At 62.0% G+C, this 12,647-nt stretch carries 12 protein-coding genes; 5 read left to right on the forward strand and 7 right to left on the reverse strand.

The annotated features are described in order from the left end of the window. Positions 1-175 precede the first annotated feature (175 nt). Both DPM33_RS01360 and DPM33_RS01365 read left to right on the forward strand, forming a co-directional pair. On the forward strand, positions 176-1,285 hold the full coding sequence (locus DPM33_RS01360; RefSeq protein ID WP_112095104.1) for a class I SAM-dependent methyltransferase: 1,110 nt from the start codon (positions 176-178) through the stop codon (positions 1,283-1,285). A gap of 20 nt (positions 1,286-1,305) precedes the next feature. Then, positions 1,306-2,097 (forward strand): phytanoyl-CoA dioxygenase family protein, encoded by a 792-nt coding sequence (locus tag DPM33_RS01365; protein WP_245441954.1) that lies wholly within the window; start codon positions 1,306-1,308, stop codon positions 2,095-2,097. A gap of 15 nt (positions 2,098-2,112) precedes the next feature. Here DPM33_RS01365 and DPM33_RS01370 read toward each other — a convergent pair whose 3' ends face one another. Further along, positions 2,113-4,095, reverse strand: a complete 1,983-nt coding sequence (locus tag DPM33_RS01370; protein ID WP_146770180.1) for a hypothetical protein — start codon at positions 4,093-4,095, stop codon at positions 2,113-2,115. Positions 4,096-4,532: 437 nt separating this feature from the next. Between DPM33_RS01370 and DPM33_RS01375 the strand changes: the two genes are divergently transcribed. Beyond that, a complete protein-coding gene (locus tag DPM33_RS01375) occupies positions 4,533-4,859 on the forward strand; it encodes an EamA family transporter (RefSeq protein WP_167448904.1) in 327 nt (108 codons plus the stop codon). A 28-nt stretch (positions 4,860-4,887) separates the two neighbouring features. Here the strand turns inward: DPM33_RS01375 and DPM33_RS01380 are convergent, their stop codons facing one another. From DPM33_RS01380 to DPM33_RS01400, 5 genes are read right to left on the reverse strand one after another with little or no spacing between them, the layout of a single operon-like run. After that, positions 4,888-5,754 carry a class I SAM-dependent methyltransferase gene (locus tag DPM33_RS01380; protein WP_112095108.1) on the reverse strand — a complete coding sequence of 289 codons (867 nt, stop codon included), beginning with the start codon at positions 5,752-5,754 and terminating at the stop codon, positions 4,888-4,890. Positions 5,755-5,772: 18 nt separating this feature from the next. After that, complete coding sequence (locus DPM33_RS01385; protein ID WP_245441955.1) at positions 5,773-6,675, reverse strand: glycoside hydrolase family protein; 903 nt, start codon at positions 6,673-6,675, stop codon at positions 5,773-5,775. A gap of 53 nt (positions 6,676-6,728) precedes the next feature. Next, positions 6,729-7,655: a glycoside hydrolase family protein gene (locus DPM33_RS01390; protein ID WP_112095109.1), complete on the reverse strand. Its 927-nt coding sequence runs from the start codon at positions 7,653-7,655 to the stop codon at positions 6,729-6,731. After that, positions 7,652-8,317, reverse strand: a complete 666-nt coding sequence (locus DPM33_RS01395) for an acetyltransferase (protein WP_112095110.1) — start codon at positions 8,315-8,317, stop codon at positions 7,652-7,654. The genes DPM33_RS01390 and DPM33_RS01395 overlap by 4 nt, the downstream gene beginning before the upstream one ends. Beyond that, complete coding sequence (locus DPM33_RS01400) at positions 8,314-8,967, reverse strand: class I SAM-dependent methyltransferase (RefSeq protein ID WP_208648346.1); 654 nt, start codon at positions 8,965-8,967, stop codon at positions 8,314-8,316. The genes DPM33_RS01395 and DPM33_RS01400 overlap by 4 nt, the downstream gene beginning before the upstream one ends. Between DPM33_RS01400 and DPM33_RS01405 the strand changes: the two genes are divergently transcribed. Next, a complete protein-coding gene (locus tag DPM33_RS01405) occupies positions 8,936-10,033 on the forward strand; it encodes a class I SAM-dependent methyltransferase (protein ID WP_146770181.1) in 1,098 nt (365 codons plus the stop codon). The genes DPM33_RS01400 and DPM33_RS01405 overlap by 32 nt on opposite strands. A gap of 200 nt (positions 10,034-10,233) precedes the next feature. Here the strand turns inward: DPM33_RS01405 and DPM33_RS01410 are convergent, their stop codons facing one another. Continuing rightward, the gene (locus DPM33_RS01410; RefSeq protein WP_112095112.1) at positions 10,234-11,217 is read right to left on the reverse strand and encodes a glycosyltransferase family 2 protein; all 984 of its coding nucleotides are present in this window, start codon (positions 11,215-11,217) and stop codon (positions 10,234-10,236) included. A gap of 270 nt (positions 11,218-11,487) precedes the next feature. Here DPM33_RS01410 and rffA point away from each other — a divergent pair, with 270 nt between their 5' ends. After that, positions 11,488-12,636, forward strand: coding sequence for a dTDP-4-amino-4,6-dideoxygalactose transaminase (rffA, locus tag DPM33_RS01415; protein WP_281004755.1), 1,149 nt, complete (start codon positions 11,488-11,490; stop codon positions 12,634-12,636). Positions 12,637-12,647 lie beyond the last annotated feature (11 nt).

Consider the following 12,647-nt stretch of genomic DNA (forward strand, 5'->3'; position numbering starts at 1 on the left):
ATCTCGGGCGCGGCTTGCCTGGCTTGGCAAGCCAATTGGCTTTGGGATTTACGCCGGGCGGTTCTCAGCCGAATATGAGCGGAGGCGGAGGCTCGACAGGTTGCCTGGATCCGTTTGTCCTGTTTGCCGAACCAGCGCCTCGACGAAGCTGGCGCTGCCCAGCCAGTCACGTTCCATGACGAGCGACGGTTCGATCGTCGGCCGTGCCCTCCGGAAGGCTTCGTGTCTAAGCTGCGGGCATTGCTTTCATACCGTCCCGCTGAAGTCCGAGGAACGGGACGCCTTGTATGGTGACGGATACGACCTTGGCCTGGTCGAGCCGGCCGCCGACGCCGCCCGCGCCGAGGGCTATGCCGATTGCATAGATGAATCCGTCACGACGCTGCTGGGGCACGCTCTTCGCCCCCGCAGCGTCGTCGAGTTCGGGGCCGGGACAGGCGCCCTGCTCGAAAACCTTGCGCGGCGCTGGCACTTGAGCGACGCGCTGGGCTTTGAAGCCGCCCCTCGACTGGTTGTGGCGGCGCGACGGCGAGACGATGCGCGGGCGACGGTCCGCCAGGGTTATGCCGAACAAGCACCGGACGAAATCGCGGGACGGTATGATCTCTGCCTTTCGGTAAATGTGCTCGAGCACGCGCTTGACCCGCAAGCCTTCCTTTCCGCGTCCAGGCGCGTCATTTCGGAAGAGGGCTACGTGCTGGTGATCTGCCCGGACGGTGAGGTCGCCGATACCGAGCTGCTGTTTCTCGACCACGTTTCGAGTTTCTCCACACGATCGCTGCGGATGGTCGCCGCCGCGGCGGGGCTGCAGGTCATTGGAAGCGTCGCGCTTGGTGGACAGCAGAAGGGCTTTCGGCTGACCGTCCTCAAGTCCAACCCGACCGTGCAGCGAGATCCCACTGACCTCCAATACCTGCCGCTGGCGCAGGCGCGATCGGATTTTCTGAAGGGCTGGTCGGAAATCGATGAAGGTGCGTTGAAGTGGCGGGGCGAAAGGTCTTACGCGATCTTCGGCGCCGGGGAATTTCGAAATCTGCTGCGGGTCTATGCGCCCCGTCTGGTCGAGGGAGCCGAAGCTTTCCTGACGGACGAGCCATTCGCGGCCACTCTCGACGGCCGGCCATGGCTGCGCGCCGGCGAGTATATTTCCCGGCATCCCGGGAGTGCTATAGTGGCCGCGGTCAATCCACGCAGCTGGCCGGCAGTGGCCGGTAAGTTTCGGGGCAGCGGCACAAAGGTCTTCCATCCGTATCATTTCTCCAGCCGCCTCGAGGAGCGCCTGTGAACGAGATAGATCGCTATGGGGTGAAGGAGGCCGCGGTCGCGCGCGACGACATCGACGTCCTGATCGAGGACCTCCGGCTCACTGGCTATACGACGCTCGACGCGGGCTTGACGGGCGAGCAACTGGATGCGCTGTCCGACGACTTCGACATCGCCGAAGCGAGCTACGCCGAACAGGCGGCGGCCGCCGGCTACGATCTTTCCGCAATCGGCGAGCGGGACATCATCCGCGTCCTTCCCAAATACGCCCCGGTGTTCATGAGCCTGGCCTTCAATGAACGGCTGGCGCAACTGCTCTCGCGCATGCTCGGCGGCTATTACATCGTCAATCAGGTCAACGGGCTGATCAATCGCGCCAACAGGAGCAAGTACGCGCAAGCCGCCTTCCATCGCGACATTCCGTACCAGCATTTTGTCAGTTCAAGGCCGCTCGCGATAAACGCCCTGTTCGCGCTTGACGATTTCACCGCCGAAAATGGCGCCACCCGGGTCATACCCGCCAGCCATCATCGCGAGGATTTCCCTTCGGACGAAACGGTGCGACGGCGTCAGGTTCAGATAGCGGTGCCGCGGGGATCTTTCATCATCCTGGACTGCATGCTCTACCACGCCGGATCCACCAACCGCACCGGCCGCGACCGGCGCGGCGTGAATCATGTCTTCACGATCCCGATGCTGCGGCAGCAGCTTCATCTTCCCTCGGTCTTGTTCGACTTCCCGGGACTGAGCGCGGATCAGAAGAAGATTCTCGGCTTCGGCTTGGACGAGTATCGCTCGGTGGAGGCGTGGCTCGATGCCAGGGCGAAGAAGTAGAGGCGCTGAACCATCCTAAGGCCCAGCTCGCTGGAGGGTGACCGACTTGAACGCCACCTCGCCATTTCCCAGGGCCCAGACCCGAAATTCCATGGTCGATGTGCGGTCGATCGAGAACTGCAACTGTTGCGGCCCGTGGCTTTCCGTCAGCTCTTTCTCCGCCATGACTGTTCCCGCAGGCGATGATGCCGCGTCAATCCGGGCAACCGCGGCCGGATTGCTGCCGGCTTCGAGGTCAAACGTAAGGCGATATGTTCCCCGGGCGATGCTCACATAGGGGCCATAAACCAGGGCTCCTTTCACGTTCGCCGGCGCCACCAGCGCCTTGCCGTCGCCACGCGCCTGCAGGGAGCCCACCAGGGTAGGCGCGCCTTCGGCATGAAAGGTCACCGGCTGCTTGAAGCGGATATCCCAACCCGGCAGCTTCGCCGCGAAGTTTTCCCCGAAGACGAAAATGCCAAGCTCGCCGAATTGAAGTTTTCGCGAGACGGGCAGCCCGAGCGCCGCCAACTGCTTCCAGTCGACCTTGTTTGCGTCCTCCTGCTTCAGCAGGAGAAACGTCTCGCCCTTCCACGCATCGGCAAGGTACCATCGGTCCGAGGACAGGAACCGCATCGGCATCGGCAGCGGGCCATCAAGGGTGATCTGCCGGACCAGGACATGTTCATCGGACAGCACGCTGAGCGGACCGGCATTCCAGTAGGTGGCGTAGCCATAGGCCAGCCCATTGTCCTCGAGATAGCGCGCCAGGCCCGAAAAATCGATGGCTCGGGGTTGCTGCTGTGCCAGGCCCAGATGCGACCTGAGATCCGATTTGACGAAGGTCGGGTAAGCGCTTGTCAGCAGTCCGGCAAGCACGACCGCCACGCTGAGGAACTCGATGGGTCGCTGCCGCATGTCGAGAGGCGTTGCCAACGCCACGATGGCCATCGTGACCAGCGACGGCACCAGGTAACGGGAACTGGCGATCGGTTCGGCCAGGTTCGGTATTGTCGTCGCCACTTGCAGAAAGCACACTGACAGCAGCGCCACCGATCCATAGATGGCGAGCGGCCCGACCTCGCCGTCCAGCCTGGCCGATGTCGCCACCGCCCGTAGGATCAGCCAGATCAACAGGATCGCCACGATCATTCGCAGCGCGCCGTACAGGCCGATCACGGACAGAAGTTCGCTATCTGCCGGCGGCAGCCCGCCGAAAATGATCAGCACCTCCTTGCCCAGGACCGCGAGATTGCCGACGATCGTGTCGTATGGCAGCCATTTGATCGAGGACGCGTCACGCGCGGCATTGTTCACATGCGCGAAAGTCACTGTGTAGAGGATGGTCCCGCCGCCTATCCCCGCGCAGATCGAAGCGGCCGCGCCCAGCAGGGATGCTCTTCCCACATGGCTCCGATGGTCGCCTGGCCTGCATGTCGACCACAGCGCCGCGATGACGAGCGGCATTCCGATGGTGATGAGCGCGCGCTGCGGATTGCCCCAGAACTCGGCCATAATCAGCGCGCAGAGCAGCACGCTCCATAGGACGACATGCTTCGTCGACTGCTGCCTCATCAGCTTGACGAGGCAGCATATCAAATAGAGCGACATATAAAGGATCGTGCCGTATGAGGCCTGCCCGTAGAGATTTTCGGCCAGCAGCCCGGAAATCCCCGCCGCCATGGACGCCGTTATCAACGTCCGCTGTGTTTTGCCGATCTGTGTCAGGCCGGTTGCGAGCCAGACGCTGTGCAGCACGAGAACGGACGTGACAAGACCCGAGATCGCGTGAACGGTGAAACCGGCGGGAAGAAAAATCATCGCCGGAATGGCGAAGAGCTGTCCAAATACGACGACGATGTCGTTGTTTCCGTAGTACCAGTCCGGCGGGAAGAAGGTGTGGCTATAGATAATCTCCCTCGCCAGCAGCATCTTCATGGCGCTGTCGGCGTGAAAGAACTTTTTGTACTCCACGAAAACGTAGAACACGAGAAAGCAGAAATTGACGGCCAGGATCAATAGGGCCGCGGGAAGCCAATAGGATCTGGCCTTGGAAAATCCCTCCGCCGGAAAATTCTGCACAGTCGGGATCGCCAGCGACGGCTCCTGGATCGACATCGTTCGGTTGGCCCCCCCTTGGCCGTGCATGCTGCCGAAAACGGGCCGGGCACGACAACGGGCCTAGATGGACTGTCTGGCATTACCTTTGTCAACCGGCACGGGCCAATCGAAATCGGTATCGACGGTTCCTGGCGGAAGGCGGTCCGATCGACCGGAGACAGAGGCGCTGGCGAGAGGCCGCCCAGTGCCTGCAGCCTCACCCCACCCCAAAACCGAAATCCGGCATGCTACAGTCCAGAAGTTGCGGCGCGGCCGATTCGAGGGGATGGAGAGATAAACTGGACAACCGCGCCATCGGCATCACGCTCATCGTCGCAGCCGTATTCCTGCTCACCATGGCCCAGATCATCATCAAGTCCCGGTTGACCGAGCACGGTGCCGTGCCGTTCAGCCTTGCCGAGGGCTGGCCCTATCTTCTCGGCCTGCTCGGCGACTGGCGGGTTTGGCTGGGCGGCTTTGGCCTCGTGGCCTCGAGCGTCCTTTGGTATGCTGGGATCTCGAGAATTCCGCTGTCGTTGGGCTTCCCGTTTGCGGCACTTGCCTATCCGCTGGTCTTCGCCGGTTCGGTCCTGTTCCTGCACGAGCGATTCAGCTGGCAGTCGCTTGCCGGCAACGGTTTGATCGTGCTGGGCGTGGTGCTGGCGGCGACCCGATTGCCTTGAAGGCTGGCTTCGTCAAGCGCGCCGCCGGTCACGGACGCCTCGCCACAACCAGCCGGGAGCCGCCGACGGGAAGGGTGAGGCCCGTTCCGAGGATCAGGCCTTCGATCGCCATCACGGTCCGCAACGAGGCATTCACGACCGGCCCGATGCGGAATTCCCTACTGGCATCGAATTCGCCGCTTTCGCTGTTGCGTCGCCGCGACAGGAACATCAGCGGCAACAGAAGCGACACGAACGAGGTGCTGTAGACGACCTCCAGTCCCACGCTTTCGATCTTTTCATGCAGCTCCTGTCTTTCATAACGCCGGTAGTGAAACGACTGCTTGTCGAGTTCGCTCCACAGCCATTTGTGCTGCGGCACTGAAATGATCACGCCGCCCCTGGGCTTCACCGCGCGCTTCAGGTTCTCCAGCGCTTCGACGTCTTCCTTGATGTGCTCGATGACGTCGAAAGCCCCCACGACGTCGAATTCCGCCGCGTAGGGTAATCGTCTTGCGTCCATCTGGGCAAAGCTTGCCGACGGCAAGCGGGCCGCGGCGAAGGGTAAGCCGGCAATGAAGATTTCGGTCCCGACGAGCCGGGCACGTGGGAAGGCCCGAGCTACGCCGCTCAGGACAAAGCCTGTGCCACAGCCGATCTCGAGGAAGGAGCGGAACTGCGGAAAGAACCGCCTCAGCGTGCGCGTGATGATGGTATTGCGGGCCTCGAACCAGAAATTGCCGACCTCGCGCTGTGCCAGTTCGGCAAAGAAGCTCTCGTGGAATCCCCCGCCTTCGCTTGCCATCTCGGGCGCCCACGTGGGAAAGCCTTTCTGGTTGGCCGGTGCAAAGCCGCAGTTCGGACAGCCCGGGTCGGCGGACGCATGTTCCAGACTGCAGCGCGGGCAAACGATCATGCGTCGGATCAAACCCCGCTACACGAGCACGGCCAGGCCGAAGCCGGTCTTTCCGTAACCATTGCCGTTATAGAGCATGTAGCGCCGCCCCTCATGATCGAACACGAAAGGATATTCGATCATCTCGCTGTCCCAGCCTGACTCAGCGCGCGAGATGCCGGCGGCATGGTCGAGGCGCACCCAGTTCAGGCCGTCGGCCGACTCGGCATAGCCGATCCGGTAGCTGTCGCCGCGATAGGAATACCACATGCGCCACAGCTCGCCGTCCCGCATGACCGCCGGGCGAGAGATCGCATATTCTTCTTCGTTCGCGAAATCGATGGCGACACGTCCGTCACGGCGCCAATGGATGCCGTCGTCCGAACTTGCATATTTGATGTGGTAGCGATGGATCGGCCCCTTCGCCGATGCGGCCCAGCCGACGCAGGACGTGTACCACATGTGCCAGAGGCCGTCATCGTTCAGCACGCAGCAGCTGCCGGCGAAATGCGGTTCGCTCATCGAGCGATCGATCAGCGGACCCGTGGCGAAACGCGAGAACGATCCGTCGAGCGAAGCCGTGGCGAGGCCGATGGCATTGCGGAAAGGTACGGTCACGCCAAGGTTCCATCCGACATAGTAGAGATGTCGTCTCGGACCTGCCGCTGTGAGCCAGCTCGCCAGGGCGCCGCTGTCGTCGAATTCGCCGAGATTACCCGGCACCAGGACAGGCGAGCGGGCTATATCGAGGATGCGCTCCGGCGACGAAAGGTCAATGACGACATAGCCGGTGTGGGAGCGTTGCGACGCGTCGCGGGAACCGAAATAGATCCTGAACAGATCGCCGGAGACATGTTCGGCAATCGGCATGGTGGCGTGCGAGCGCATCCATTCTACGTCGCCGGCCGGGCAGAACAGGCGGCCGAGTTTTTCCCATCGCACCGGACCATACTCCTTTCAAGGCAAAAGCCTGCCTCGCGATGTTTCCAGTTCCATCACGATTCCAGGAGGGCGGCGCCGACCCCGTCTTTCCCGTAACCATTGCCGTTGTAGAGCAGAAAGCTGCCTTCGGCAGTGTGCAGCAGACTGGCGTAGCAGACCATTTCGGAGTCCCACCCGCTCGCGCTGGTGTCGAGCAGCGGCGCCCTGTCGCGCTGCCAATGGATACCGTCGGCGGATGTTGCCTGATAAACCCGGTAGGTCTCGCCCAGGCGCCTGGCGCAATAGAGCATTTCGTAGCCGGCTTCGGTCCTTTGAACGACCGGTCGGGCGATGGCGTGTTCTCCCTCGAGGAAAGGCAGGCAGATGTGCTCGTCGGTCTTCCACGTCAGGCCGTCGCTGCTCGTGGCGTGTTTGACGGTGTAGTAGTGGATCGGCGCATCCTTGCCTTCCGGGTCGACCTCCCACCGCAGGCCCGACACGTACCACATTCGGAAAGCGCCATCGTCGACGAGCACCCAGGGCGCTCCGGCAAGCAAGGGATCGTGATGGTTGCGGCCGAGCACGGGCGCTTCCGATACACGCTCGAACTGACGGCCTCCGTCGCGTGATTCCGCGAGCCCGATGGCGAAGGTGAAGGGCACCGGGCGGGTCAGCGACCAGCCGGTGTGGTAGAGCAGCAGGCGGCCATCGTGATTGACGAGGCAGCCAGGCATGGCGCCGCAATCATCGAATGTTCCCGGGCGGCCGAGGTCGAGGGACGGACCATCCGAACGAGCGGTCGGGACGAGGCCGCCGGCCGTTGCCGCGACATCGACCCAGCCGCCGCGCGAGCGGTTGCTCTCGTCGCGGCTGGCAAAATGGATGCGGTATCTTTCATTACCCAGGCTTTGGGCAAACGGGTTTTGGCAATGCGACCGCTCCCAGGCCGAGCCGCCCGGGCGACATACCAATCCGGTGCGCTTGAAACGCGACCGCGTCATATCCGTCTCAGCCGCGAACTCGGCACCTTCGACCGCTCCGTCTCGCCGCCGAGATAGACGCCCTCGGGCGCCGCATCGGCCAGAAGGAGCGCTCCCGCCCCGATCACGCATCGCTCGCCGAGGCGGATATGGTCGCGCAGCGTCGCGTTGACGCCGATGAAGCAGGCCTCGCCGATATCGACGCCGCCCGAGACCACGATATGCGAGGCGAGAAAGCAATGATCGGCGACGCGGGAATGATGCCCGATATGATTGCCGCTCCACAGCGTCACATTGTTGCCGATGGACGCAAAAGGCTGGACGACATTGTTCTCGAGGATGAAGCAATTCTCACCGATCCTGCCGTCATTGAGCAGGGTGGCCTTCGAACTGAGATAGCTGACGAGATCGTAGCCCAACGCCTTGAGCGCCAGATATTTCTGGCGGCGAAGCTCGTTCAGCTTGCTGTAGCTGAGCGCGACGAATGCCGCAAACGAGTCCGGGGGATAGTGCTCGGCCAGCGTCTCGAACGGCACGACCGGCAGGCCCGCCAGGCGCTCCTGCGTCAGGAACGCGCCGTCCACGGTAAACGCCGCGACGTCGTGCGCGGAATCGCGGGTGAAATAATAATGGGCAAGCTCGGCGACATCGCCTGCTCCGAATATGACGATGGGCCGCTTCATGTCTTTCTGACCAGCATGGTGAATTCATAGAGGCCGTAATCGTGCAGCAGTGCCACGCGCTGCGAATATCTTCTCTTGCAGATGTCGAAGAGATGTCTCGGGTCGGCGTAGAAGAGGTCGGCTCTTCGCTTGTCGATATCCGAATAGGAGGTCAGGCAGTTGAAGGCAAAGCCACGCCGGCTGGTGGCATGGAGCACATCCAGTGTGGCTTCCAGATAGGCCGCCCATTGGTCGTCCGGGCGCGTCAGCCTGACGTTGAAGATACCGCTCGCGAAGCCGAAGTCGGCCATCTGCGCAGGCGCCGCTCCGACGGCAAACTGCGCGTCGCACCGATCGCCAAAAAGCCTGAACGCCGCGTCGATCATCTCTTCGGCCACATCGCAGCCATGATAGCGAATGCCCGGAAAGCGGTCGGCGAGGAAGGGCAGCAGGGCGCCGTAACCGCATCCGAGGTCGTTGACCGTGAAGTCGCCCGGCAGGTCGATCACATTTGCCAATTGCCCGAAACGGAGGAGCTGACCTTCTTCCGTGTTCCAGTCCACGCCCCTCGGATTGGCGCCATGCGCCTGCACCTTGCCGGCATAGTAGCGGGCGACCTCGCGCAGGATCGCACCGCTTTTGTCCGTTGCCGGGGCGCCGATAGACGTCATGGGCACAACCATAGGTGAGGTGTCACGCGCGGAATCGTGTATCGTGGCCGATACTAAATGGACGATTGTGCGAATGATACCGGAATCGAGTTTTGTTTCCCCCTCGACAAAGCAGCCGCTGACGAAGACGCCGGACGGCTCTGCTTTGCTGGGCGGGCCAGGCGAGCGCTATCCCTTGATCGAGGGCATACCGCAGTTGCTTGTCCACTCCGGCCAGGCCCAGGCTTCCGGCGAAAGCCAGGCCTACTACCGCGACCGTGCGAGCGAATACGATCGCGGCATCGAGGCACTGTTTGCCATGCTCCTTGCCAATGAGGAGCAAACCCGCGGGGAGATGTTTGCCGAGCTCGAGGTTCGGCCGGACAGCAGGGTGTTGGAGATCGGCTGCGGGACCTGCCGCGACACCATCCATCTGCTGGATATGCCCATCGATGTGTTTGCCGGCGACCTGTCGCTCGAGATGCTGCTGACGGGCCGGGACCGGCTGCGCCGCGCCGGCAAGGACACCTCGCGCCTGCGGTTGTTCTGCGCCGACGTGATGCATTTGCCCTTCGCGGACGGGTTCTTCGATGCCGTCTATCATTTCGGCGGCCTCAATCTGTTCCCAGACCATAGGAAGGCCTTGGAGGAAATTACCCGCGTCGTGAAGCCGAACGGCCGGGTGGTTGTCGGCGACGAAGGTATCGCCCCTTGGCTGGCGAACAGCCAATTCGCCAATATCCTCCAAAATTCCAATCCGCTGTTTCGACATCGCGCGCCGCTGGACTGTCTCCCGGTCGCGGCGCGGCAGGTCGCCTGCCGGTGGATTCTCAGCGGCTCATTCTATCTGATCAGCTTCGTCAAGGGCGAGGGCGAGCCGCGGCTCGATCTCGACGTGGAATTCCCGGGGCGGCGGGGTGGATCGCATCGGACCCGCTATTTCGGCAAACTGGAAGGCGTTTCGCCCGAATTGCGCGGCCGCGTGCTGGACGCGGCGGCGGCCGAGGGACTGTCCGTTACCGCCTGGCTGGAAAAGACGCTTGGCAGAGCGACACGGAACGTGGCGCGGGATGGCGCTGGCGATTAGAGCAATTCCAGGAAAAGTGTGAGCGGTTTTCCGTTCGGAATTGCGTCAAAACAAACAGATAGAGCGTTTCACCGTTTCTGTGAAACGGCGAAACGCTCTAAAGCATGTCTCCCGAAAGTGGGACCGGTTTCGGGACAAAGACATGCTTGAAATCAAAAACTTAAAGCAGGTCGCGTGAATCTTCTTTCACGCGACCTGCTTTAGTGGATGACACCTTCCGGCCGGGAAGATGACCGGTCCTGGTCCGTGCCGGCGATGCTCCGCCCGCCGCGATGAACATCGCGGATGATCGTGTAAGGGCGGCGTTTGGTTTCGGACAATATGTTGGCGATGTAGATGCCCAGAATGCCCAGAACGAGCATCGTCATGCCGCCGAAAAACCAGATGGAGACGATGATGGAGGTAAAGCCATTTACGCCTATGCCGGAAAACATGTATCTAAAAATATAGAAGAAAATCAGCAACGCGGACAACGTTGAAATAGATAGGCCAAAATACAGAATTATATAGAGAATCCTGGTCGAAGTCGTCATCAGATAGCGCACCGCCATTTGGATGCGGCGGCTGATCGAATAGGTCGTTGGCGACAGGGAATGCTTGACGACGACCTGTTGCTCCTGCCGGAAACCGGCCAGCTGAAACAGATGCGCGATGATGAACTCGCGATCCTGATGGCTGACGAGGGCTGTGACATAGGCGCGGGTCATCAGCCGCGCGATCACCAGATTGCGTGGCAGATGGAAGTCGCTCAGCGCATCGTTGATTGAGAAGAACAGCGCGCCGGTCCACCTCTCGAAAGCGCCGCCGCGCCGGGTTTCCTGCACCCCATAGACCACGTCGAGCTTGCGCTCCGACATCCGGTCGGCAAAGGCGAGCAGCCACTCCGGCTCCTCCTCGAGGTCACTGTCGATGAGGAAGACCCGATCGCCCGTTGCATGAGCCAGCCCGGTCATGATGGCCTTGTGGTGGCCGAAATTCCGCGACAGGTCGATAACGGTCACATGCCGGTCGGCCGCGCTGCGCGCGACCGCGAGGTCCAGGCTGCGGTCCGGAGAGCCGTCATTGACCAGGATGATCTCGAAATCGTCGCCCACCAGCCGGCGCGCGGCGGCGGCGGCCCGATCGCAAAACTCATCGATATACGGCTCGGACCTGTAGAGCGTGCTGACGATCGAAAGCTTCATGAAAGCGGCGGATCCGTTGCTGTGCGGCGCTTGCGCCCGGCGATACCGGCTATCGATGCCTCAGTAAAAGCAACGCCGTCAACCGGACTTGCTTCGTTCGACGCTTTCTATGCCAAAATCCGATGTTCTCGGGCATAGTTTTCGACATTGGCTTGCTTGAGTCGACGATTGATGGGACTGTGATTGGCGAGGTTTCGGAGATACTTTCCTTCAGCGATACGAGAGCGCCGATTGGCGGGGGTGACGGTGTCCAATTCCTTGAACAGGCCCTTGGCGGCTGCGGAGTCGCAGTCAATCGCATTCAACCGCCTTCACCTGACCGGCCGCGAGATGCGCTACATCGCCGAAGCGCGGGTTGCTCAGCATCTTTCCGGCGATGGGGCTTTCACCAAACGCTGCCATGCCTGGCTCGAGGAAAATGTGGGCTGCGCCAAGGCCCTTCTCACCCATTCGTGCACCGCGGCGCTGGAGATGTCCGCCATCCTTCTGGATATCGCGCCCGGCGATGAGATCATCATGCCGTCCTACACGTTCACCTCGACGGCAAACGCGTTTGTGCTGCGCGGCGGCGTGCCGGTGTTCGTCGACATCCGCGAGGATACGCTCAATCTCGACGAGCGCCTGGTCGAGGACGCGATCACCCCGAGGACGCGCGCCATCGTGGTGGTCCATTATGCCGGTGTCGGTTGTGATATGGACGCGATACTCGACATCGCGCGCCGGCACGGCCTGAAGGTCGTCGAGGATGCCGCCCAGGGTGCGACGGCGCGCTACAAGGGAAGGCCGCTCGGCAGCATCGGCGATCTGGGCACGTTGAGTTTCCACGAGACCAAGAACCTGATTTCCGGCGAGGGCGGGGCGCTGCTGATCAACGATCCCGGCCTCAGCCAGCGCGCGGAGATCATCCGCGAAAAGGGAACGGACCGCAGCCGGTTCTTCCGTGGCGAGGTCGACAAATACACCTGGCAGGACGTCGGCTCGTCCTACCTTCCCAGCGATCTGCTGGCGGCGTTCCTGCTGGCCCAGCTCGAGGATGCCGAATCGATCGCCGCCGAACGGCTGCGGATCTGGAACCGCTATCACGAGATGCTCGGGCCGCTCGAACAGGCCGGGCAGCTTCGCCGGCCTGTCGTTCCGGACGCGTGCGAGCACAACGCCCATCTTTACTATGTGCTGCTCCCCAAGGGAGCGGACCGCCCTGGCATGCTGGCGCGTTTTCGCGATAACGGCGTCAACGCCATTTTTCACTATGTTCCGCTGCATGAATCACCGGCGGGGCGGCGTTTCTGCCGGGTCCACGGAGACATGCGGGTCACCACCCAAACGGCCGAACGCCTGATCAGGCTGCCTCTGTGGCATGGCCTCACCGCAGCAGCTCAGGAGCGTGTCGTCGCAGTGCTTGGCGCCGTTGAGCACTGACCAGAGCAATT

It is taken from the genome of Mesorhizobium hawassense, assembly GCF_003289945.1.
GTDB classification, from domain to species: Bacteria; Pseudomonadota; Alphaproteobacteria; order Rhizobiales; family Rhizobiaceae; genus Mesorhizobium; species Mesorhizobium hawassense.